General features: G+C 69.4%; 20 protein-coding genes and 1 pseudogene. 6 read left to right on the top strand and 15 right to left on the bottom strand.

The genetic code is table 11. The features are described 5' to 3' along the window. Positions 1 to 17 precede the first annotated feature (17 nt). The 13 genes and pseudogenes from VGC18_RS06545 to VGC18_RS06485 form a co-directional block, all read right to left on the bottom strand. Positions 18 to 1,487 carry an SCO6880 family protein gene (locus VGC18_RS06545; protein ID WP_331095484.1) on the bottom strand — a complete coding sequence of 490 codons (1,470 nt, stop codon included), beginning with the start codon at positions 1,485 to 1,487 and terminating at the stop codon, positions 18 to 20. A gap of 3 nt (positions 1,488 to 1,490) precedes the next feature. After that, positions 1,491 to 2,937: pseudogene (locus tag VGC18_RS06540) on the bottom strand (conjugal transfer protein TrbL). A gap of 34 nt (positions 2,938 to 2,971) precedes the next feature. Continuing rightward, positions 2,972 to 3,241, bottom strand: a complete 270-nt coding sequence (locus tag VGC18_RS06535; RefSeq protein ID WP_331095482.1) for a DUF6112 family protein — start codon at positions 3,239 to 3,241, stop codon at positions 2,972 to 2,974. Between the two features lie 72 nt (positions 3,242 to 3,313). Beyond that, positions 3,314 to 3,580 (bottom strand): DUF6112 family protein, encoded by a 267-nt coding sequence (locus VGC18_RS06530; protein ID WP_331095555.1) that lies wholly within the window; start codon positions 3,578 to 3,580, stop codon positions 3,314 to 3,316. 5 nt (positions 3,581 to 3,585) lie between these two features. Then, positions 3,586 to 5,217 carry a M23 family metallopeptidase gene (locus VGC18_RS06525; protein ID WP_331095480.1) on the bottom strand — a complete coding sequence of 544 codons (1,632 nt, stop codon included), beginning with the start codon at positions 5,215 to 5,217 and terminating at the stop codon, positions 3,586 to 3,588. A 15-nt stretch (positions 5,218 to 5,232) separates the two neighbouring features. Next, a complete protein-coding gene (locus tag VGC18_RS06520) occupies positions 5,233 to 5,919 on the bottom strand; it encodes a hypothetical protein (protein ID WP_331095478.1) in 687 nt (228 codons plus the stop codon). A 63-nt stretch (positions 5,920 to 5,982) separates the two neighbouring features. After that, on the bottom strand, positions 5,983 to 6,867 hold the full coding sequence (locus VGC18_RS06515) for a bifunctional DNA primase/polymerase (protein ID WP_331095476.1): 885 nt from the start codon (positions 6,865 to 6,867) through the stop codon (positions 5,983 to 5,985). Continuing rightward, positions 6,864 to 7,919 carry a ParB/RepB/Spo0J family partition protein gene (locus VGC18_RS06510; RefSeq protein ID WP_331095474.1) on the bottom strand — a complete coding sequence of 352 codons (1,056 nt, stop codon included), beginning with the start codon at positions 7,917 to 7,919 and terminating at the stop codon, positions 6,864 to 6,866. Before VGC18_RS06510 ends, VGC18_RS06515 begins: the two co-directional genes overlap by 4 nt. Continuing rightward, positions 7,916 to 8,743 (bottom strand): hypothetical protein, encoded by an 828-nt coding sequence (locus tag VGC18_RS06505; protein ID WP_331095472.1) that lies wholly within the window; start codon positions 8,741 to 8,743, stop codon positions 7,916 to 7,918. The genes VGC18_RS06510 and VGC18_RS06505 overlap by 4 nt, the downstream gene beginning before the upstream one ends. Before the next feature lie 521 nt (positions 8,744 to 9,264). Further along, a complete protein-coding gene (locus VGC18_RS06500) occupies positions 9,265 to 10,203 on the bottom strand; it encodes an AraC family transcriptional regulator (RefSeq protein ID WP_331095469.1) in 939 nt (312 codons plus the stop codon). A 228-nt stretch (positions 10,204 to 10,431) separates the two neighbouring features. After that, a complete protein-coding gene (locus tag VGC18_RS06495) occupies positions 10,432 to 10,821 on the bottom strand; it encodes a hypothetical protein (protein ID WP_331095467.1) in 390 nt (129 codons plus the stop codon). Next, the gene (locus tag VGC18_RS06490) at positions 10,808 to 11,527 is read right to left on the bottom strand and encodes a DUF2637 domain-containing protein (RefSeq protein WP_331095465.1); all 720 of its coding nucleotides are present in this window, start codon (positions 11,525 to 11,527) and stop codon (positions 10,808 to 10,810) included. Before VGC18_RS06490 ends, VGC18_RS06495 begins: the two co-directional genes overlap by 14 nt. A gap of 44 nt (positions 11,528 to 11,571) precedes the next feature. Beyond that, positions 11,572 to 12,684, bottom strand: coding sequence for an ArdC-like ssDNA-binding domain-containing protein (locus VGC18_RS06485; RefSeq protein WP_331095463.1), 1,113 nt, complete (start codon positions 12,682 to 12,684; stop codon positions 11,572 to 11,574). A 410-nt stretch (positions 12,685 to 13,094) separates the two neighbouring features. Here VGC18_RS06485 and VGC18_RS06480 point away from each other — a divergent pair, with 410 nt between their 5' ends. From VGC18_RS06480 to VGC18_RS06455, 6 genes are all read left to right on the top strand, one after another. Continuing rightward, positions 13,095 to 14,621, top strand: a complete 1,527-nt coding sequence (locus VGC18_RS06480) for a ParB/RepB/Spo0J family partition protein (protein WP_331095461.1) — start codon at positions 13,095 to 13,097, stop codon at positions 14,619 to 14,621. 80 nt (positions 14,622 to 14,701) lie between these two features. Further along, positions 14,702 to 15,457 (top strand): DNA-processing protein DprA, encoded by a 756-nt coding sequence (locus VGC18_RS06475; protein WP_331095460.1) that lies wholly within the window; start codon positions 14,702 to 14,704, stop codon positions 15,455 to 15,457. 397 nt (positions 15,458 to 15,854) lie between these two features. After that, entirely contained in the window at positions 15,855 to 16,199 is a 345-nt protein-coding gene (locus VGC18_RS06470; protein WP_331095459.1) for a sulfate permease, read from the top strand. A gap of 399 nt (positions 16,200 to 16,598) precedes the next feature. After that, positions 16,599 to 17,741, top strand: coding sequence for a hypothetical protein (locus tag VGC18_RS06465; RefSeq protein WP_331095458.1), 1,143 nt, complete (start codon positions 16,599 to 16,601; stop codon positions 17,739 to 17,741). A 474-nt stretch (positions 17,742 to 18,215) separates the two neighbouring features. Beyond that, entirely contained in the window at positions 18,216 to 19,154 is a 939-nt protein-coding gene (locus VGC18_RS06460; protein ID WP_331095456.1) for a hypothetical protein, read from the top strand. A gap of 69 nt (positions 19,155 to 19,223) precedes the next feature. Next, on the top strand, positions 19,224 to 19,823 hold the full coding sequence (locus VGC18_RS06455) for a flavodoxin (protein WP_331095454.1): 600 nt from the start codon (positions 19,224 to 19,226) through the stop codon (positions 19,821 to 19,823). 150 nt (positions 19,824 to 19,973) lie between these two features. Here the strand turns inward: VGC18_RS06455 and VGC18_RS06450 are convergent, their stop codons facing one another. After that, positions 19,974 to 21,308, bottom strand: a complete 1,335-nt coding sequence (locus VGC18_RS06450) for a multidrug effflux MFS transporter (RefSeq protein ID WP_331095452.1) — start codon at positions 21,306 to 21,308, stop codon at positions 19,974 to 19,976. A 120-nt stretch (positions 21,309 to 21,428) separates the two neighbouring features. Continuing rightward, positions 21,429 to 21,914 (bottom strand): MarR family winged helix-turn-helix transcriptional regulator, encoded by a 486-nt coding sequence (locus tag VGC18_RS06445; protein ID WP_331095450.1) that lies wholly within the window; start codon positions 21,912 to 21,914, stop codon positions 21,429 to 21,431. Positions 21,915 to 21,995 lie beyond the last annotated feature (81 nt).

Below are 21,995 nucleotides of genomic sequence, written 5' to 3'. Positions count from 1 at the left end.
CGCCGCCCTGGCCGGGCTCAGACAGTGCGGCACAGTGGCAGCGCTGCGACGGTGAACGCCTGCGCCTGCTGGCCGACTAGCCGGCGGGTTTCGCAGGAGGCTTGGATGGCGGCCTGCTCGACGGCGGACACGGCGGCGTCGAGGTCGTCGACGGTGGGCGCGGAGACGCTGATCAGCCCGGTGACGCGCAGGACGCCGTGCCCGGCGGTCAGATCGGCTTCCTGCTGGAGCACGTCGTCTAGTTCGGCGGCCTGCTCGGTGTCCTCGACCTGGCCGATCTTGCGGCGCTGGGCCGCGTCGGAGATCAGCTCGGTCTTCTTCTTGCGCAGATCCCGGGCGGCCTGGTCGGCGCGGACGGGCGTGTAATGCAGGGCGATCGTCCGCTGGATGCCACTGGAGAGCACGAGCGGGGCCAGGAAGCCGGGATAGACCTGCGAGCGGGGCCACTCGGTGATCCACAGCACCGCGTGGAACGCGCTGTCGGAATGGAGACGGTCCCACGTCTCGGTGACGGCCACCGGCCCGGCCATCGCCAGGTCGCGACCCAGGTCGCCGTGGCGTTCCAACGCCGGGGCGGCGGCCGGGTCGTAGGCCGACCGCAGGATCACGGCGACCTCGCCGGGGGTGAGCCACCCGGTCGAGGTCAGCTCTGCCGCGCGCAGCGCCGTCGTCAGCGTGCTCATCTCCTGACGCAGCACCGCCGCCGCACCGCGCATCCCGCCGCCGGAGGTTCTGATCTGCCGACTCGCGGCCTTCATGTCCAGGGCCACGCCGATCGTGGTCGCGTGTCGTTCCCCGGCGGGCCCGGCCCGCTCGATCAGCTCGGCGTATGTGGTCGCCGCCCAGGAGCCGTCGTCGGTGCCGTGCGTGCGCCACCACTCCTCAAGTCCCGTCCCCGAGTCCGGCAGGGTGCGCTCGGAGATTTGGATACGGGCGATGCGCCCCGACCGGCACGCGGAGGCGAGCACCCGGCCCCACCCGGAGACGCGGCGCTGCTGTTCACCCGGGTCCAGGAGCACGAACGCCGGGTGGGAGACGCCGAGGATCGCGGTGAGGGTTTGAGCGTGCGGGTCGTAGATCATCGCTGCGCCCGTCTCGGGGTCCTCCCACTCGCGCAGACTCGCGGCGTCGCCGGGAAGGGCGAGCGTCCCGGCGGGGCGGGGCTTGATGACGCGGCGGCGGTAGACGAGCTGCCCGAGATAAGTGCGGGCCGCCCAGCGGGCGACGACGGGAACCCATTCGATGAGCTTCCTGCCGCCAATGGGGACGACGGCCAGCAGGCCGGCGGTCACCCAGACGGGTGCGGTCCAGGCGAACGCTATGCCGCCGCCGGAATACAAGGTGGTAACGACAGTGAGGAGCGCGACGCCCAGGACGACGAGCTGGGGCAGGGACAATCCGAGCAGGACGCCGCGCCGGGTCAGGCGGGAGAACTGGACGGGCGCCAACCCATACCCGCCGGTGGCGTGGTGATTGGTGGAGGGCATCGGCTACTCCTTCCCGGGCGTGCCCGGTGCAGGCGACGGGGGCGGCGGGGACGGTTCGGCGTGACGCGGAGGCGACGACGGGAACTGGGCCGGCGGGATGGGGGCAGGGTCCGCGCGCGGCGGCAGGGTGGGTGGGACCGGTGGCGGGGATGCTTGCTCGGCTGCGGCCCCGGCATGTCCCTCGGCGGCCCCGCCGACCGCTTTCCCGGCCTTCGGTCCGGCGGTGGCAGCGCCCTTGATGACCGCAGCGCCGGCGACGGCTGCCACGCTGATCGGCCCTGCCGCTGCACCAGCACCAGCGCCAGCTCCTGCGCTCGCCCCGGAGGTCGCGGCACCGCTTCCCGCCGCGGAACTCGAGCCCGCACCAGGCGCGCTCGCGCCACCAGTGGCGGGTGTCCCGCCGTCGGTGGGCGCCGGACCAGTTCCGCTGCCGGGGGTGGAGGGTGCACCGCCCGCGCTGGTCCCGCCACCTGTGGTGCCGCCGTCGAGCACCTTCTTGGCAGTGTCGGCCGAGGGTGCTGCCGGGATCGGGACAGGACGGTTCAGGGCCTGCTTGGCCTCCTGTTCGCTGGACATGGCGTGGTACATGTCGAAGCCGACGAAGCTGATGAACTTGTAGGTAATGTAGGGGGGCGAACGCGGCGACGAGCATGAGCACGACGCCGGCGATGGGGTCGGAGATGGACGCGAGATCGGCCTCGATGGGCGCGGAGACCTGGGCGACGGCGACCAGGAAGATCACGACCAGCACCAACTTGGAGGCGATCAGGGCGATGACGAAGCTCGCCCACTTGGAGAACCAGCCCTTCGTGGCGTCCCACGTCGCTCCGGCCAGTGCGACGGGTCCGAAGACCACCGTGACAAGCAGCAGCGCCTTGCGGATCAGCAGGGAGAACCACACGATCCCCGCCGCCGAGATGGCCAGGCCGGCCAAGAAGATGGTGACCACCGCTCCGACCCCGGGCGCGGCGATGTTGATGGTTGTCAGCCCGGCTGCGAGCAGGGCGATCCGGCCACCCATGGACTCCATGGTGTTGCCGGTGGCCTGCACGATCCCGATGGCGAGCTGGTCGGTGATCTCCAGCAGCAGCCCCACCAGCGTCAGGAGCACGAAGGAGCCGAGAACGCTCTTGGCCAGCCCGAGCCCGGCGCGGGACAGCGCGGTCGGGTCGCGGTGGATCAGCCCGGTGATCAACTGGAGGCAGAAGAAGATCAGGAACAGGAAGCAGGCGACGCCGAACAGGATGTTGTAGACACCGACATACTCCGCGCCGGTGACGTCCACGAGGGTGGTGGTATCGAAGACCGACCAGACGGCCTCGAACAGCCAGCCCGCGGCCTGGCCCATGGCCTGGGCGAGCCAGTCGAACGGGGCCGCCACCAGGGAGGCCGTGCCCTCGCCGACGGCGTCGCACACGCTGGAGATCACCGGGACGTCGCACACGCTCACCGGGTCCACCCCCAGCCCGGTGCTGCCTGGGGATTCATACGGCCTGCCCGACGCCCCAGAAGAAGTTGATCAGCGTGACGGCGGCCCCGCACAGAATCGCCGCGCCGCAGGAAACCAGCACCCCGGTCTTGCCCCGCGACGCCAGATGGGGGTTGCTGCTGTTGGCGCCGAAGCCCCACACGACCGCCGAGACGATCAGGGCCAGGACACTGAGGATCAGTCCGACGGTCATGACGGCGCCGACGATGACGCGTAGCTGTTCGATGCCGGGAAGTCCCGACGAGTTCGGGTCGATGTCGATCACGATGTGCTCCTTGATGGGTCGAGATGGCTTCTCGACTCTCAGGTGCGCTCGCGGTCTCCTGGACGGGGTCGGCTACAGATGAGTGCCGATGTCGAGGAGGAAGTTCAACCACGCGACTGCGGCCCCGGCCAGGACAGCTGCGCCGAGGGCAACCCACAGGCCGGAGCGGGCCCGGGTCGCGGCGTGGTAGTTGCCGTTCGCCGAGGCGATCGCCCACACGATGGCGCAGACGATCACCATGAGCACGGCGATGATGAGCACGAACATGAGCAACGCGCCGACGATGGCTCGCAGATCGCTGGCGCCGCCGACGCCGCTGAAGTCGGGGAACACGTCCATCGTGGTCACGCCCCTTCCCGGACAGTGATGTGCACGTGGTCGTAGTGGCCGCCGGTGATGCTGGCCGGGTCGTGCATCCCGCCGCCGTTGTAGGGACGCCAGCCGGCGTCGGAACGGGCTAGTGACCAGACCTTGCCTTGCCAGATCAGGTACTCCACGCCGAGGGCGTCGGCGTTGGCCTGGAGCCAGTTCGTCATCGCCCATCCGGTTTCTAGTGAGCCGCCGGTGGCGGCCTGCCCGATCCGGTTGCCGTTGGTCACGTCGCACGCCCGCCCGAGCGGATGCTCGGAGGCGGTGCCGGGCCGCGGCGACCAGCACGCCCAGCCGCTGTCGGGGAACGCCGCCTTGGACTGGGTGAACAGGTGCGCCATCCGGGCGGTGATCCGCCCCGATGTGGTCGGGTCGTCCACCAGCATGTCGGGGTCGGCTCCGGTGAACGGTGCCGGCACTGCGGCGTCCAGGCCCGCCGCGCACCCCGACTGGGGCACCTGACTGTCGCCGACGCCCGTGGCCTGATGGTCGGTGAGCCAGGCGTCCGCGTCGACGGGCTCCTGATCCTGGCCGCCGGGCCGGATCTCCAGGTGCAGGTGCGGGCCGGTGGACCGGCCCGAGCTGCCGACGTCGCCGATGTGTTGCCCGGCGGTGACGGTTTCGCCTGTGGCAACGTGGATGCCGGTCTCCCACATGTGCCGGTAGGTGGAGGCGACGGCCTGGCCGGCGACGGTGTGCTCGATGACGATAGTGCCGCCACCGGAGTCGCTGTAGTCGGCGCGCACCACGAGCCCGTCTGCGACGGTGAGGATCGCGGTGCCGTCCGCGGCGGCGAAGTCGCTGCCCGAGTGCAAGGCCCGCTCGCCGGTGAACGGGTCGGTGCGCCACCCGAACGGGCTGGTGTGCACCCAGGTTCCCTCGGGCAGCGGGAACACAATCCGGCTGGTCTCCGGCACCACGGGCGTCTCACCCGAACCGTCCCCGCTGCCCGCCGGGCGGGCGGTGAGGGCGGTCAGGATCGCCTCGGCGACGCTCTGGTAGTTCTGGTATCGGTCCGGGTAGGCCGACACCTCGACCGCCTGGGCGGCTGCGCCGGGGTCCATCTGCTGCCAGCCGGGAATGTCGAGCAGGCCGCGCGGGGAGGGGTAGTTCGGTCCGCTCTGGCCACCGAAGAAGGCCCTGGCTTGGTAGGACGGGTCCATGAGCTCGGCGACCGTGCCCCACCCGGAGGCTGGCCGCATCTGGAACAGGCCGAGCGAGTCGTGATCGGACCCGTTGCCGTCGTTCGGGAGATTGCCGGATTCGGGGTAGGCGCTGGTGTTGGCGAGCATCCGCAGCGTCGACTCCGTCAGGGCCGCCATCAGGGCGACGACCACGCCGGGCCGGCCGACGCCGGGGGTCTGCCCGCCGATGGTGGCGATGGTGGCGGCGTGGGTGAGCTGAGTCTTGTTCAGGGTGATCGTCTCCCCGTTCTTCGTGGTCGCAGTCAGCGAGTCGGGGATGGCGCCGATCGTCAACGACGACGAAGACGCGCAGGTCGCGGCCGCAGCCGCGGCCGGGTTCATCAATACTCCGACGCCGACCAGCCCGGCCGAGGGGCCAAAGAACACCAGGGCGACGGCCAGGGCGAGCAGCTTCTTCACCACCGCGATCACCACCCGTCAGCGCAGGGCGTTGTCGAGTTCGGACAGCCGAATCAGCCGGCACAGGTCGTCGGCAGCTTCCGGTTCCGGTGCCGTGCAGGCGATGAACACCGTGAACGTGACCGGCCGGGAGGTCTCGACGGGTTCGGCGCCCCAGATGCCCGCGCGGTGCCGGGTGCCGGTGATCGTGTAGGCGCCCGCACCGTCCGGCAGCTGGCCCGGGGCGGCCTGCGCCAGTGCGGTCGTCCACGCCTGCGGCACGACCACCTCGTCGATGGTCAACCACTGGCGTGTCTGGTACTGGCGCAACTGGGCCCACGCCTCTGTGGAGGGCAGGTAGGAGCGCACATCGGCGGCCAGGGCATCGGCCTCGGCGTCGCTCGCCACGTCGGAGAGCACCTGGGCGTAGTCGGCCGGTTCGTGGCCCCCCGTGGTATCCCAGGTGAACAGTGCGGAGGCGACCTGTCGGGCGAACGTCTCCGGGTCCGAGATGGCCGGTATCGCCTCAGGTCCCGTCGTCGCGGGTGCGGACGGCGCCGGCGCAGCGGAGGTAGAGGATGCCGTGGGCTGTGTTGGGTCGGCTGGTTCGCTGCCCGGTCCGCGCAGCAGGCCGTAGACGCCGATGCCGACGAGCAGGAGCAGGGCGAGGCCGCCGGCGAAGAGGAGAATGAGGAGTCTGCGGTGGGAGGGCTGCTCGGTGGTCACGGTGAGGGGCCTTTCGATACGGTGGGTGCGTCATCAGGCAGGTGCGGACCTGGGTCCGCGCCGCTACCGCGAGGTCCCGCCGTCTCGTCCCGGGGCGTCGAGCGGCGTGGTGATCGTTGGCAGGCGCGGCGTGGCGGTGCGGTAGGCCGAGCGCAGGGTGCGGTTGATTTCCCGGCCGCTGAGGCCGGCCGCCGTCGCCGCCGGCGTCAGCGCGCCGAGCGCGTCGCTGAGTGCGACCCCGTGCTCGGCGAGGCGACAGCCCGCCCAGAACAGGGCCTGGTTCCGGTTGCCCTCGGATTGCCCGGCCAGCCAGGCGGTGATCCGCTCGATGTGGCCGGCTCCGGGCACAGGTCGGCCGGGTCGAGCCGGAAACAGGGTTGGCGGGTGAAGGAATGCCCGGAGCCGCACGCTGTCGACGGGATGCCCGGAACGCCGGTACGCGCCCAGCAGGTAGCGGCGAACACCGGTGTCGTCGGCCACCACGGACGGTGGGATGAGGATGTAGCCGCCGGCGCCGCGGAAGTCGACGTGCGCCGCGGCGAGCGACCACGATGCGGCGTCTCCTTGCGCCGGGTAGTAGAGGTGCAGCCCCTGATGCGGGGTACGCACCGCGGCGACCCAGCCACCCAGAAGCCCAGCCCTGCGCGCTTCGGTCAAAGCGGTGAACCCGGAGCCGGTGCGGCGTTCGTCGACGTCAACCACGTCGACCGCGTCGCCGGTCGGCAGTCCAATGTTCGCCTCGGGCCAGCGTCGCCACCACTGGGCCACCCGGCGTAGCTCGGTCGTCGCGTCGCGGAAGCCATGCGCGGTCAACGGCGCCTTGCCACCGGGTACACACGGGAAGACCGGATGCCCGGCTTGCGCCCATGCCGCAGCCGCGGCGGGTGCCGGCAGGCGCTGCGTGGCGAGGATCAGGGCACCGATGGAATCGGCCTTCGCCGTACTCATGCGTGGGTGGCCCGGCGTGCTTCCTGGGCTGCGGCGAGGAATGCCGCCGCGCCCTCCAGGTGCGAGCTGATGAGGTCCCACTCCTGATCGGTGGCGTGGCGTCCGATCACCTCGGGGTCCTGCCCGGTCCACCATCCTGGTTGCCGACAGACCATGGCCGCCGCGCGCTCGCAGGCGAACCGCTCTCGTACTCGCACGCTCGTGTGGGCATCGGCCAGCGCGCTGGCTGGAGTCTGCAGCAGCTTGGCGATGTGAGCCGTGCCGCGCGCAGCCTCGCGGGCGCGTTCGGCGCGGTGCGCGATCCCACGCAGGGTCTGGGCCTCCGCGGCGGCGGACTCGCGGATGATCTGCGGTCGCTCGGGGTCATCCGCGATGCGTTCCAGCCACAGACGGGCTTCCAGGTTCTTCACGTCCAGGTAGCGGCCGTGCACCTTCTTGTCGGCGTCCACGCCGATCACCGCATCGGCGGCGGCCTCACGCACTCGCGAGTCCTGTTCCTCGTCGCTCGCCAGCCGCTGGAGTTCCAGGATCTCTTCGAGTTGTTGGGACGAGTCGCGCCCCGTGACGGCTTCGGCCGCCTGCACCCGGGACTTGCGCCGGTGCGGTGGTTGGGATTCCCCACCACCGTCACCTTGATCGGTGCGGGCGTCGCCGTCCGGGGTCGCGCCGAAGCGGGTGGCGCGCTGCTTGCGGGCGTTCTCCTCGGCCAGGAGGCTCTTGAGCTCCGCGTAGAGCGCGGCTTGCTCGGTGGGCGTGAGGTTCTTGCGCAGCGTGTTCTCGTCCTTGATCGCCAGCAGCGTGCGCAGCTCGTCCGAGACTCCGGCGGCGATCCACACGGGCACCCGCGTTCGCCCGAGTTCACGCATCACCGCGAGGCGTCGCCGCCCCGAGATGAGGACGTAGTCGATGCTGATCGTGATCGGGGTGAGCAGTCCGAGCCGTTCGATCGATGCCCGCAGCTCGCTCAGGTCGCCCAGCTCCGACCGGTACAGGTGTGGGTCGGCGATCTGGTCGATCGGGTGCTCCAGAACGAGGTGGCCGCGGCTGCTCATCGCCGGCTCCGCTCAGATGCCCGGCGGGACATCGCCGTGAGCGCGTCATCGAACAGCAGTTCTCGCACCTGCGCACCGAGCACGACGTGGGCCAGCACCCCGTACCGGCCGCGGTCGCGAGCACGCGGGTTGCCGAGCAGGACCCGCACCAGCCCCGCCCAGGACCGCGAGGACAGACCAAGCCGCAGCCGGATCGCCTCATCCTTGCGTAGCACGTCCAGGGCCGATTCGGCAGACGACAACGACGCCAGGCGTTCGACGACGTAGATGACCGCGGCCTCCACGATCCGCGGCGACCAGCCGGTCATCACCAGGAACAGGCTCGTCGTGCGCACCAGCCCGCTCCCGGTACGTTCCTCGCGTTCACGGCCGCTCTCCGCATCGCCGATGGCGAGCACCCCGTAGAAGAACTCTTCGTATTCGCCCGACCTGATCGGTGCGGAGTCGGGCCGCTTGGACGGGCGGCGAGCCTTGTCAGGAGAGGTCATCAGCCGCTCGCCGTGTACCTCGCCGGCCAGCCCAAGTTCGACAGCGCGGGTGACGATCGCCCACGGGTCACGGGCGCGGGCGGTCCCCGGGGCCCGCAGCGCCCGGTACGCGTCATACATCACGTCGCCCGGCTCACGGTGCCAGGCGTGCGCCAACGGCGTGTACTTCTCGACGATGAACGCCAGCAGCGGCGTCAGCAGGGGCGATGTCCGCCACGCCTGCTCGCCGCCGGAAGCGAGCGTGTTCAGCACCCGCCGGAGTCCGTCGCTGGTGGTGTAGTCGACGTCTTCCGAGGTATGTCGATCGGGTGGAACTGGGTTCGGTGTTCGTGTCATGGGCGACTCCCTCGCGTCTGTGGACGATCAGGTACGTCGCCGCGCCCCTACAGCTCGTACACCGGCACGATGGAGAGCCGACGAGGGATCGATCCGCCGAACAGGTCGACCATGCGTCCGACTACGGACGGAGAGTCACGGGAAGAGTCGAAGACAGCCGGACAGTGGTCCGCATCGGCCGAGGGGCGCGGCGAGGTGTTCCGGTCACTGGCTCGCCTCACCGTCCGCGGGATCTACCGCCGCGCGCCGCGCCCTGCCACGCGCACAGCCGCGGAGGGTGCCGGTGTCGGTTCCTGATCTCGACGGCCGCCGTGTTCACATATGCCTCGTCGGTCTCGCTCTCGCCGCCAGGCGAGACCCTGTGTCCCTGCTCAGCACACGGCCCTGGCCACTCAGGCACTGCTCCGACGATCACACCTGCCTATCAGTAGGGCTCTGGTCGAGGCTAGGAACGTTCCCGAGGTAGGCTGGCGCGCCGCATTATCCGGTCGTCTTGGCGCACCGGCAGGTGCTCTGACCGGTCACAGCTCCAGGCAGGGTTCGATCTCCTGGGCGCGGTGGGGGCTTTTCCGGTAGTCGGATGGGGACAGACCGAATCGGCGGCGGAATCGCGCGGCGGCAACTCGCGAATCGCGCCAGCCTACTTTGCTCGCTGCCAACGCTAACGGCAGGTCGGTCTCCTCGATCAACCCCACGAAAGCGGTCAGCCGTAGCTCGTTGAGGTACCGGATCGGTGGTATTCCGAATGCCCGCCGGAACAGGCGCGGCAGGTGGGAGGCGGACATGGAGACCTCGGCGGCCAGCCGCGCCACGGTCCACGGCTCTCGCAGCCGCTGTTTCAGTAGTTCCGCTGCCTGGACTGCCTCAGCGCGAGGAGCGGGAACAGACAGCCGCCCCACGACAGGTTGCCGTGTGCTCGCGCCCTCGTCGGTTTCGTCGTCACCGGCCAGCAGCGCCGGGATCATCAGTTCCACCGCGGCGGCGAAGTGGCGCAGGACGATGCTTCTCGCGATATCAGCATTGCCCGTTTCGACTGCCACGCTCATCTGCCGCATGATCGGTTCAATGCGCTGCAAGGTGGTGGTGCCGGGATGATGGACCCGCATGCTGCCATCCCACTCGCTCGGATGCGTGCCGGGACGCAGCCGACTAGCTGCCGGCAACGCCCAACAGGTGCAGCTCCGCAGGAAGTCCTCGTCGATGTGAATGGTCCACGTCCGCACGGGCCGCAGTGGCCTCTGCGAACACCACCTGCCTGAGCCGAGAACCAGCACGTCACCGGCTGCCAAAGTGGCGGTGCCCATGGAGGTGGTAATCATGACGCTCCCGCTCATCACTCCGACGATCTTCGCGTGAGAAAAGATCGTGCGCATCGTCGGGCGAGTTCGGACCATCTCGATGGCGACGGCGGGAACACCCCAGCTGGTGACAATCGCGAGCGAATCGTCGACCTCACCCATCCCCGACCCGACGCGCGGCGCGCCTCGCTGCGCCATCACCAGCACCGCACAGACAGCGTGCGCGACGGCGAGGCAGCGATGAGCATCGGACGGGGGTGACGCGGATCAAATCACCGCCCCCGCGCGTCTCCCAACCGATGCACACATACTTCTAGAAACTACGGAGCGGCCCACCAGCGAGCCAGGTGCTGCTAGACCACTGATTGCGAGCACACCCTAGAGCAGGGCTCAGCGGTCGATGCCTACCGCGGTCCTGCTGGGTGCCGCCCCTGCGCCACGCAAAGGCATGCTCGTCCCGAGCCGGCGGCGCCAGTCAGCGGCCGCGCGATCAGACTGTGTCCGCTCGATGGCGGCCCGGCGCCGATCCACGGTCTCGAGCATCCGCTCAGCTGCCCGGCTGCCCACCCCACGGAGCACCTCCGACGCCGGAACCCACCGCACCATTCGGCGGCTTCGCACCTGCTCAAGGAGGTTCTCCCGTCGCTGACGCTCCTTCAGCGACGGGTCGCGGTGGCGCGCGAGCTCGCGACCGGTGTCGCCTCCGTCGCGTGTCACCTCCGGCGAGAGGTTCGCGTGTTCAGACTCGACGGGCTGTGCCCTGTCCTCACTCGGTGTCATCGGTGTCCTCCTCGGCACTGTCTCGGGTTGATTCCTTGGCATAGTCCTTCGACCGGTCATGACCGAGCCACCGCCCGACGGTCGAAGGATGCACACCGAGCTCGGCGGCGATACTCCGATTGGATCGGCCCTGGGCGTGTAGCTCGCGCGCTTTCGCGCGCGCCTCCTTGCCTCCACCGCGGTCATGTACAGCTGGTGTCTTGACCCCGAGGGGCGCTGCCTCCAGCGGCCTTGGCGTCTGAGCCGGCAGCACAGCGCCGGCGGCCTGGTGTGCGGGCGGACGCGTGCGCGGCTGGCCGATCGGGGGACTTCCTGTCGGCGCTTTTCGGTACCGCGTCAGCAACACCGTCAGGTGAGTGATCGCCAGCAACACGATCGGCGGGATGCTGGCGACCATCGCGCCAAGCACGCTCGGCACCTGGGTGGAGGCGGTGACGGCCGCGTGCGTGATGTTCGCACTCACCGAGACGGCCGCCCCGCCGGCGAGCAGCAGCCAGGCGTAACGGGTCGCGCCCTTGCCGTGGCGGGAGAGCGCGACCACCGAGATGGTGGCGACGACGATCACGCCGTCGACGATGAGTGGCCAGATCCACGCCAGCCCGGCCGTGATCCCGGAGCGGCGAGCGAGATCCGCCAAAGCGGTGAAGCTGAGCAGGAATGCGCCGAGCCCGATCAGGACGGTGCCGCTGGTGGCGGCGATGATCACCCAGCTGCCGACTTGGGCTGGCGGCTCCGTCTGCGTGGTCCCGTTCACCGACCGAGCCTGCCCGCGAGGGGGAGGACGTCCACGGTCGTGTTCGCCAGCGTCCGCACGGTTGTTGTGGGCTTTGTCCGCGCAGCCGGTTCCCGGACGGCCACCATGTTGGGTTCCGTGCGGGTCAGGCCGGGCGGGTAGCCGTCGCCGGCCTCGGCTGCGGGGAGCTGATCGAGGATCGCGAGCGCCGTCTTGCGCACCCGCTCACCGGTCTCCCGGATAACTTTCAGCGGGTTCGCGTCCGGCACCGTCGTCGACCAGGAAGCGACGTAGGGGATCGTGTACTGCGCGGTGTCCATGCCGTAGGCGGCCCCGACCATGAGCGCGACCGACTCGGCCTCGACCTCGCCGATGCCGCGGTGCACCGGTCGGTCTCCGCTGCCCGGCTCGTGCATCAGCACATGGGCCAGCTCGTGGATGAGGGTCTTCACCTGCGCCGCCTCGTCCATGTCGGCGCGGACCTGCACCGTGCGGGCCGCATAGTCGGTGACGCCGTTCGCCCCGCTGAGCTCGACCGCGCTCGCGGCCGACGACAGCGCGAAGCCTGCCTCGGCGACCTGCTGGGCAACCCCTTCCCACAGCCCGGCTGGCGCCTCACCCTCCAGCAGCAGCGGGTGGGGTCGCTCCGGCACTGGCTCGCCGTCGGTCTGGGAAACGTCCCACACATACCCTGGCTTCGCCCCGACCATGCGGCGCCGCACAACCTCGCCGCGCTTCGGGTTCTCCCGCTGGCCCAGGCGCCGCCACGACGCCGGGTCGGCAGGGTTGGTGCTGGCGAAGCGGCCGATGACCGGTTGGTAGATCATGTAGCCGGGCTGGCCCTTCATCACACTGCGGCCGAGTTGCTGCCAATCGACGAAGCCGGCGACGTAGCTGGGGAACGGCTCGGGCACCCGGCCCTGCTCGTAGGCCGTCAGGTGCTGCACCCAGATCAGCAGGGTGTTGTTGAACGAGCGGGACCGAAACCGTGCGACGAAGGCGATCGCGCGCACCCAGTCCTCGCCGGTGGTCAACTGCTCGACGGCCTGTTCGAGTTGCGAACTGAGCTTGTCGAGGTTGGCCTGCCTGGTCGCGGCCGCTTCCTCGGGCGTCGGCTTCTTTCGTGCCACGGCGATGCGCCTCCCGGGTCCGACCTCCCCGGTTGAGAGGTGACGGTCACCCGGTCAGGTGCGTCGGGGATGCCATGCATCGCACCAGGCGACCCACGGCGGCGATGACTGGCACGTCCTGGTGCTCAATGAGAAGCGGAACCGCTGCGCGATGCTGCATTCTGCAAACCCTTGGTTTGCCTTTCGCGGCAGAAGGATTGTGCGGGACCATTCCTCTCTGCGCAAGGCACGCAAAAACTTCCCCCGAACTGCGATCAGGCCCGAGTGAGGCAGGGAACTTTTTGACTCTTCGGCCTTGCGCATTCACCCCTGGCCCCTTTCTTCGGCATCTGCCGAAAGGCAATGGGGGGTTCGAGACAGAACAGGCAACCGGCGTGTTCGCGAACCCCACCGAAGAAAGGAAAACCGCAATGTCCATCATCGACAACATCACCGCCGAGCAGGCCGAGCAGGTCGTCACCGAGGAGGCGGCCGGGCAGGTCGCCCGGGTGGTGCAGATCGACCCGCACGCGCTCGTGGTCGAGGAGAACATCCGCCGCGAGGTCAACCTGCCGCGCAAGTTCGTCAACTCCGTGCGCCAGCACGGGGTGATCGTGCCGATCCTCGCCCACCCCGACAACGGCGGGAACGTCGTCGTGCGCGACGGCCAGCGCCGGACGCTGGCCGCTCGCGAGGCTGGGCTGGCGACCGTGCCCGCCTACATCGTGGACGCCGACGACGCCACGACGGTGCGCATCGTGCAGCAGATCATCGCCAACGAGCACCGGGAGGGCTTGACCAACGTCGACCGGGCTACCGCGTGGCGGCAGTTGGCGCTGGAAGGCATGAGCGTGACCGCCATCGCCAAGCAGACCGGAACCCGGCGGGAGGAGGTCAAGACCGGGCTGGCCGTGGCCGAGCACGAGGTCGCCACCGCCGCCGTGGCCGAGTACGACCTCACCCTCGACCAGGCGCTCGTGCTGATCGAGTTCGAGGACGACCCGGACACCCTGGCCGAACTGCGGGAGGTCGCCCGCAAGAACCCCGACTCCTTCGACCACCACGCTCAGCGCAAGGTGGACGAGAAGGCCGCTCGCGAGCGGGTCGCCGCCCTGCGCGCCGACTACCAGGCCAAGGGGTACACGGTCGTGGACTGGCCCGCCTGGGACGACACCAGCACCCTTGCCCTGCGCGACCTGCAGAACGCGGACGGAGAGCGACTGACCGAGGAGAACTACGCGGGCAAGCCCGGTCACGCCGTCGCGATCGGTGAGCGGTGGGGCAGCGTCTCGGTCGGTCACGTCGTGGTCGGCTGGAAGGAGCACGGGCTGCGCAAGTACGGCAGCACCGGCCCCGGCGCGGGCGGCAGGATGACCGAGGAGGAGAAGGCCACACGCCGCACCCTCATCGCCAACAACAAGGCGTGGGTGAGCGCGGAGAAGGTCCGCCGCGCATGGCTGACCCGGTTCCTCGGGCGCAAGCGGCTCCCCTCCGACGCCCTGCCGTTCGCGGCCGTCACGCTCGCCTCCGAGCGCTACGCGGTCGCCAGCGCTGCACAGGACGGGCACTCGCTGGCCGAGACGCTGCTCGGCTACGAGCGCGCCTCCGGCAAGAACCCGCTGGCCGACCTGCCCGCCACCACCCCGACCAAGGCCGGACACGTCGTCCTCGCCATCGCGCTGGCCGCGCTGGAAGCCACCACGGACAAGTCCACCTGGCGCAACCCCAGCCAGTCCGACCGCCGCTACCTGTCGCAGTTGGCCGCATGGGGCTACACCCTCTCCGACGTCGAGCGCATCGTCACCGGCGAGGAGCCCGACGACCCCGACGAGGCCACCGCCGAGGCCGACCCCGCGCCGACCGAGGAGGAGGTCACGGAGGTCACCACCGACACGACCGCTCCCGAGGCGGCCGAGAACGAGGCCGAGGACCGCGACGGCCACCTGACCGCCGCCTGACCCACCCCGCACAGGGCCGGGTGCCGCGCAGACCGCGTCGGCACCCGGCCCCCGTGCCCGAGGCCCGAAGGAGGCCCGCCATGACCACACAGACCACCAGCCGCACCGGCCGCATCCTCGACGCGCTCGGCGGCGAGGACCACCACGCCCGGCTCGCCCTCGCCACCGCCGAGCGCCACCACATCACCGCGCTCCTGCCCGGAGACGAGCATTGGCCGACCGCGCTCGAAGACCTGGGCGCGGACGCGCCCGCCATGCTGTGGGCACACGGCGACACCAGCCTGCTGGCCCGCTCACTCACGCAGCGCATTGCCATCACCGGGGCACGCGCGTGCACCGCCTACGGCGAGCACGTCGCCACCGACCTCGCCGCCGCGCTCTCCGGGGCCGGGCACGTGCTCGTCACCGGTGGCGCCTACGGCATCGACGCGACCGTGCACCGTGCGGTGCGCCCCGGCGGTGCACCGGGGATCGCGGTGCTCGCCTCCGGGATCGACCGGCTCTACCCCACCGGCAACACCGACCTGTTGCAGGATGTGGCCGCAACCGGGTTGCTCCTGAGCGAGGCGCCACCCGGCGCAGTCCCGACCAGGCAGCGGTTCGTGCAACGCGGTCGCATCATTGCCGCCCTGTGCGGTGCAACGGTGATCGTGGAGGCTGCCTACCGCTCCGGTGCGCTCACCGTCGCCCACCGCGCCCTGGCCCTACGGCGCATCGTCGCCGCCGTGCCCGGCCCGGTCACCAGCGCCGCGAGCGCCGGATGCCACCAGTTGATCCAGAACGGCGAGACCCACCTCATCACCCACGCAGGAGACCTCACCGCCCTCATCACCTAAGACCACACCCGCCACCCACGACGAGGAGCCCGGCCGCATCCGCGCGGCCGGGCTCCTCGTCGTCCGGCAGTCCCGCCCGCCGCCCTCACCTTCCCAGGCCGCACCACGAGCACCGAGCTGCCGCGAGCCCGTGCCGCAGCCCCGAACCCCGGGCCCGCGCAGATCCTCTCAGCCCCCTCCCTCAGCGCCGACACACGTCTTGCATCTGCCACACCCGACCTCTGCAGGGCAGGCGGAATCCAGGCTGGAACCCGAGCGCGACCAGGCGTAAACTGGAAGTGTCCCGGTGGACAATTTCTTCGTTGTAGGACGCCCGAATCACGGGCGGTGGGGTCCGCCAACCGAACATCAGAATGCAGCCGCCTAGGTGTCTGCTGTTGAGACCGGAGACCCCGCCATGATCTTCTTCATTCCGCCTTCCGCCTTCCGCGCCGCAGCGAGCCTCTACTGGCTCAGCCAGCGCTGGATGCCCACCAACATCCTCGTCCGCCGCGTGCGCACCCGCCACGGGTTGCGTTGGGGCATCCCCCTCGCGCTCCTCGGCCTGCTCTACGCCGTCGGAGCTGTGGTGTGCGCAACGCTCGCGCAACACGGCGCCAGTGGCTGGTGGAACCTCGGATTCCTCCTCGGACTCTGGAATGCCCTCAAGCTGGTCGGCAACGGGCTCTACGCCACAGCAGGTTTGCTGGTCGTTCGCGTGCGCGAGTCCGGACAGCGACGGCACGCAACCGCGGTGCATTGACAAACGCAAGAGTGCGAGTAGGCAATGGGCATGAGGACGCAAGAGTGCGAGTAGGCAATGGGCATGAGGACGAGCGCCATGCAACTGGTGCCCGGTCCTGATCCGGGCTTGCGGTTACTCAGGACGTCCGGTTGAGGGTTGCGGTGCGCCCGTGCAGCAGGAGTTACAGCCCGAGGCTGACCGCTGCGACTGCGGCCATGGTCAGGTACATGCCGCGGTATCCCGTTGCGAAGTGAGGATGGCGAGTCGCCGTCGCCCACGGGCGGGCCAGGACGAGGGGTGTACCAGCGGCCCCTTCTTTGTGCTGCTGGACCTCACCTACCGTGAAGTTTGTGCCGTCGGGGCCACAATCTCGTCGCGCCCCGGCCCGTGCGTACTGAAGAAAGGGTGACATCAACGATGACGACAGCTGACGACCTCCTGGCTCCCTTGACCTTCCCGTGTGGTGCCGTGGCACCGAACCGCATCGCGCAGGCGCCGATGGTCGTGTGGGCGTCCGAGCCGCTTTCCGGTCACGTGACCGACGCAGATGTGGAGTACTTCGCGCGGCGGGCGGACGTCGCCGGCATGATCATCACCGGCGCGTCTTTCGTCAACCGTGAGGGCCGGGCATTCCTGGGCGGACTGGGCATCGACGACGCGACGGACATGGCCGGTCTGAGGCGGCTCGCGGCGGCGATCAAGTCCAAAGGCAACCTGGCTCTCGTGCAGCTGCACCACGGCGGGCGCGAGGCCAAGTGCGCCTACGACGAACTGGGATACGTGCTGGCGCCGTCCGCGATCGACCTCCCCTTCCTGCCGTACGTTCCCCGCGAGATGACCGAGGAGCAGATCGCTTCCACTGTCGCCGACTTCGGGCGGGCCGCGGTGCGCGCCGTCGAGGCCGGCTTCGACGGCGTGGAGATCCACGGCGCCAACCACTACCTCCTCCAGCAGTTCTTCTCCGCCTACTCCAACCGTCGCACCGACGCCTGGGGTGGCGACCTTGAACGGCGCATGGCCTTCCCGCTGGCCGTGCTCGACGAGGTCAAGCGTGCCGTCGCGCAGACCGGCAAGAAGGACTTCATCGTCGGCTACCGGATGTGCCCTGACGAGATCCACGGGGAGAACGTCGGCTACGACGTCACCGAGGCGATGGTCTTGGCCGAGAACGTGGCCGCCCACGGGGCCGACTACGTCCACCTGTCGATCTTCACCGGGTACGACGCGGTGCCAGCCGGTCACGACGCTTCCTACGGACGACTCGCGCGCAAGGCTGTCGCCGGCCGTTGCCCAGTGGTCATCGTCTCGAACGTCTTCACGGCCGATGACGCCGTGACGGCGCTCGACCACGGCGACATCGTCGCGATCGGCCGCGAGGCGCACATCGACCCGGACTTCGCCACCAAGCTCCGCGAGGGCCATGCCGACCAGATCATCACCACCGTCGCCGGCGGCCGCTTCACCGAGCTGTGCCTGCCCGACGGCGTGCGCACGTCGTACACCACCGATCCGTGGCGCCACATCCTGCAGCCGATGCCCGGCATCGAGGCGTACCTGTAGCGAAACCCACAGGAGTAGGCGTGGCGGCAGACAAGCCGGTGAACACCCTGAGCTCTCTGTTGCCAACAGGCGGAGACACCCCTGACCGGACGGAAGCGAGGGGTGTGCCAGCGGCCCCTTCCTGTGCTGTGGTGCCGCATCTAGCGTGAAGTGTGTCGTTGCGGCTGCGCTGACCCCGAAATCCGTCCGAAAAGCAGACCCGTCGTGCACCGTGAGACATGCGTGATCTGGAAGCCCGTACGCAACCGGAGCAGGCGCCGAGCAGGAGGGATGATGGAACACTTTCGCCAGAGGGTCAGCGTGGCCGGGGCAGCTCCGTGCCTCGTCCACCCGCGTCGAGCTGGTCGAGAACACGACAGCAGGGACATGGTGAGGGCGTTCGCCGCTGCGACTTTCTCGGCGTCGCTCGCGCTTGGCTTGACCGCATGTACCACGATCGCTCCGCGCGAGGAGCTAACGCCATCGGACGCTCCTGTGACCTCGTCGGTCGCGCCAGAGGACGCGGGCCAGCCCAGCGCCGGCGTCTACGAGCGCGTGAACGCCGACACCACCATGGTCGGCGTCATCAGTCACCCCGCCTTCGAGGGCTTCGGCCGGTTCCTCTTCCCCACCGGCGGGGGGCCGCCGGCCGCCGACCTGACCCTGCGCGACGTCGGATATCTCTTGCCGTACCACAGCGATATCAGGGTCGATACGACCGTGGACGTCATCAACTCGCTGATGGGGTCCGTCGAGCGGGGTGAGACCGTGTTCTACGACATCTACACCGACGAGCAGAAGGCAGCTGACCCGAGCAAGGAGGACACCGGCCTGTTCTTCCTCGCCGGCGAGGAAGACGCGCCGTTCGCGATCGTCAGCGCGGGCGGCGGCTTCTCCTACGTGGGCTCGATCCACGAGAGCCTCCCACACGCCCTCGAGCTGAGCCGCCGGGGCTACAACGCCTTTGCACTGCAATACCGCACGGGCGGCGCGCAGGTGGCCAGCGAGGACCTGGCCGCGGCCATATCGTTCGTGTTCCGCAACGCCGACGAGTTGGGAGTCAGCACCGATCACTACTCGCTGTGGGGTGGCTCGGCCGGTGCGCGCATGGCCGCCTACCTCGGCTCATATGGGCCGTCCGCCTACGGCGGTGATGACCTGCCCCGCCCCGGGACAGTCGTCATGCAGTACACCGGGCACACCGACTACACCGAACAGGACCCGCCGACCTACGCGGTCGTCGGCGAGGACGACGGCATCGCCAGCCCGCGGACCATGCGGGCCCGGATCGACGCGCTGGACGCGGCCGGCGTCGACACGCAGTTCCACGTCTACCCGGACCTTGGCCATGGCTTCGGCCTGGGGTTGGGGACGTCCGCCGAGGGTTGGGTCGACGACGCGGTGGCCTTCTGGGAACAGCACCAAGAACCGTGAGACGGCCAGCGAGAACCACCGCCCGCCGGGGCATTCACCACCGGCACGCGAACCGATTCAGAGGACACCATGCCGCAGCCAAGCAAGACCGGAACGCCGACCCGCACAGGGACCGACACACCATCTGCGTGCGAACGCTTGACGGAGGCAGGCCGCGTACTGCTCGCCTACTTCTCCCGGCCAGGAGAGAACTACCACGACGGGGGCCGCATCGATCTCAAGGTCGGCAACACCCAGGTGGTGGCAGAGATGATCGCCGCGATCGCCGATGTCGACGTATACCGGATCGAGGCCGCCGACCCCTACCCGGAGAACTACGAGGGCGCCGTCGCTCGAAACGTGCGTGAAGAGGCAAGCGATGCCCGACCTGCGATAGCGAACCCGCTGCCGTCCCTCGCCGGCCACGACACGATCCTGCTGGGCAGTCCGATCTGGAACGTGCAAGAGCCGATGATCATGCGCACATTCCTTGAGAGCATCGACGTTACCGCCGCGACCATCCACCCCTTCGTCACCTACGCCGTCAGCGGCATCGGCCGCGTTGAACGGAACTACACCCGGCTATGCCCTGAAGCCACGATCGGCGAGCCACTCGCCATCCGGGGAGAAGAGGCAACCAGAGCGCGCCCGCAGGTCGAGGCGTGGCTGGGACGAATCGGCCTGTTGTAGCCACCACGACCAAGAGCCCTTCCTGTGGCGATCTCGCCCGAGCTGCACGTCACACGAACACTCAATGTCGCGTGTTCTCTCCCGGCACCGGGACCGTTGCCACGACCAAGGTCTCTGTGCCGGTTCGTGCCGCTGGACGTCGCCGCCGCGCTAGGGGCTGACCGGCTCGTCGCGGCTTGCGTCGTTCTGCTCGCTGTCGTCCTCTGGACTTCCGGAGTTGTGGTGATCGTCATCGTCGACCGGCGCTTGTAGGCGGGGCCGGGGTCTGCAGAGCGCCAGGTACGACAAGACGGCCAGCACTGCACTGCCGGCCATGACCAGGGTCATCGACACCGCGCTGGCCTGGCCGGTGATGCTGACCATCTGGGAGACCACGCCGGACAGCGCTGCCTGCAGCGCACCCATCACGGCGGCCGCCATGCCGGCGTTGGCCCCGTGCCGGTCCAGGCCGAGTGTGGTGGTGTTGGCCATGTTCGGGGCGATGCACAAGGACGCGGCCGCCACCAGGGGCAGCAGCAGCCAGAGCGAGGGACGCGACAGCGCTGTCGTGACGGCGGCTGCGGCCAGGGTGGCCACCACGCTGATCACCAGCGCCACCGACAACACCTGGGCAGGGGAGTGCCGGGCGACCAGTCGGGCGTTCAGGACGCCCCCGACGATCATGGTGAGGGCGTTGAGTGCGAACAGCCATGAGTAGTGCGTGGCTGATAAGCCGTACTCGTTCTGCAGGACGAACGACGAGCCGGAGATGAAGGCGAACAGCACCCCGCCGCCGAACGCCTGGGTCAGGGAATAGCCGACGAACCGGCGATCGCTCAGCACGGCGGCCACGCTGCGTGCGGTGTCGCGTACCCCGCCGGCACGTCGACCTGCCGGCGGCAGGGACTCTCTCAGCAGGAACGTCGAGCAGGCGAGCATCAGCACCGAGATACCAGCAATCACCCACAAGATCCCGCGCCACCCGATCGGCGCTGCGAGCAGACCACCGGCGATGGGGGCAACGATCGGCGCCAAGGCTCCGATGATCCCCAGCAGGCTCATCGCCCGAGCCAGAGCCACCCCGTGGGCAAGATCTCGCGTCACGGCGCGCCCGATCACCATCCCGGCCGATCCGGTGAAACCTTGGACGAAACGCGTCGCGACCAGCACGCCGATCGACGGCGACAAGGGTGCGACCACGCTCGCCGCGATGAACAGGATGCCGGCACACAGCAGTGGGGCGCGCCGCCCCCACCGGTCGGAAATGGGTCCCCAGAGCAGTTGGCCGATGCCCATGCCCACCATGAACAGCGTCAGGGTCAGCTGCACGGTCGAGGCCGAGGTGGCGAACTCTGCGGCGACCTGGGGGAAGACCGGAAGGTACATGTCGGTCGCCAGTGGCGCGACCGCGCTCAGTAGGGCAATCGTCGCCAGTACGACCCACGTCAGGGCCAGTTCGCTATCGCCCTGAGCGGGCCGACGACCCGGCGATCTTGGTCGTGCCATTCTGTGTTCCCTTCAGAGGATTGAGGATCGATACGGCGCGCTGGGGCAGGCTCCGTGCCGCCGTTTGGCAGCATGGGCGCGGCAGCGCAACCACATGCGGAATGGCTGAGCGCTCGGAAGTCAGGGTTCGGTGCCCGAACCGCTCAACCGCGCGTCCAACGCACGCAGGGCGCTGGTCGCCGCATGGAGAGCCGCGACCTGATCGTCGTCGAGCGTGGAGATGGCCTGGTGATACAACTGTCCCCAGGCGGCTTCGACGCGTCGCCCCTCGGCCACGGCACGTTCGGTCGGGTAGATGCGAACCTGGCGCCCGTCGGCGGGATCGTTTGCCTTCCGCGCCAGCCCACGTCGGCACAATTCGGCGACGGCCGTGCTGGTGTTCGTCCGCTGCAGCATCGCCTCGGCTGCGATCTCATGGACCCTCACACCCGGACGGCTCGCGACAATCCGCAACACCTCGGCGGTCGTCGGCGACAGCGCCCCAACCCGGGCCAACGCGATCGACTGCGGTTTCAACCGTCGTGCGAGGTCGTGCACGACCACGGCAAGATCCCGCCAAGTCGCCTCATCCTCGCCGCTGGCCGCCGCCTCAAGGTCACGCGCCACACACTCACCATCCGTCTAATCTATGTATGAATTCATACTATCTCGCGGGGCGGTGCGAACAAGGTCGCCCTGCGCCGAACC

Origin of the sequence: Lacisediminihabitans sp., assembly GCF_036404185.1 — a bacterium.
GTDB lineage: Bacteria > Actinomycetota > Actinomycetes > Actinomycetales > Microbacteriaceae > Lacisediminihabitans.
The sequence above is the reverse complement of the archived record's forward strand: the minus strand, read 5'-3'. Positions and strand labels throughout refer to the sequence as shown.

What these genes read in the sequence shown, in the direction of transcription:
- VGC18_RS06545 (WP_331095484.1), bottom strand. Translation starts at nt 1,487, where the DNA reads ATGCCCTCCACCAATCACCACGCCACCGGCGGGTATGGGTTGGCGCCC.
- VGC18_RS06530 (WP_331095555.1), bottom strand. Translation starts at nt 3,580, where the DNA reads ATGGACGTGTTCCCCGACTTCAGCGGCGTCGGCGGCGCCAGCGATCTG.
- VGC18_RS06515 (WP_331095476.1), bottom strand. Translation starts at nt 6,867, where the DNA reads ATGAGTACGGCGAAGGCCGATTCCATCGGTGCCCTGATCCTCGCCACG.
- VGC18_RS06510 (WP_331095474.1), bottom strand. Translation starts at nt 7,919, where the DNA reads ATGAGCAGCCGCGGCCACCTCGTTCTGGAGCACCCGATCGACCAGATC.
- VGC18_RS06505 (WP_331095472.1), bottom strand. Translation starts at nt 8,743, where the DNA reads ATGACACGAACACCGAACCCAGTTCCACCCGATCGACATACCTCGGAA.
- VGC18_RS06500 (WP_331095469.1), bottom strand. Translation starts at nt 10,203, where the DNA reads ATGGGTGAGGTCGACGATTCGCTCGCGATTGTCACCAGCTGGGGTGTT.
- VGC18_RS06495 (WP_331095467.1), bottom strand. Translation starts at nt 10,821, where the DNA reads ATGACACCGAGTGAGGACAGGGCACAGCCCGTCGAGTCTGAACACGCG.
- VGC18_RS06480 (WP_331095461.1), top strand. Translation starts at nt 13,095, where the DNA reads ATGTCCATCATCGACAACATCACCGCCGAGCAGGCCGAGCAGGTCGTC.
- VGC18_RS06475 (WP_331095460.1), top strand. Translation starts at nt 14,702, where the DNA reads ATGACCACACAGACCACCAGCCGCACCGGCCGCATCCTCGACGCGCTC.
- VGC18_RS06470 (WP_331095459.1), top strand. Translation starts at nt 15,855, where the DNA reads ATGATCTTCTTCATTCCGCCTTCCGCCTTCCGCGCCGCAGCGAGCCTC.
- VGC18_RS06465 (WP_331095458.1), top strand. Translation starts at nt 16,599, where the DNA reads ATGACGACAGCTGACGACCTCCTGGCTCCCTTGACCTTCCCGTGTGGT.
- VGC18_RS06455 (WP_331095454.1), top strand. Translation starts at nt 19,224, where the DNA reads ATGCCGCAGCCAAGCAAGACCGGAACGCCGACCCGCACAGGGACCGAC.
- VGC18_RS06450 (WP_331095452.1), bottom strand. Translation starts at nt 21,308, where the DNA reads ATGGCACGACCAAGATCGCCGGGTCGTCGGCCCGCTCAGGGCGATAGC.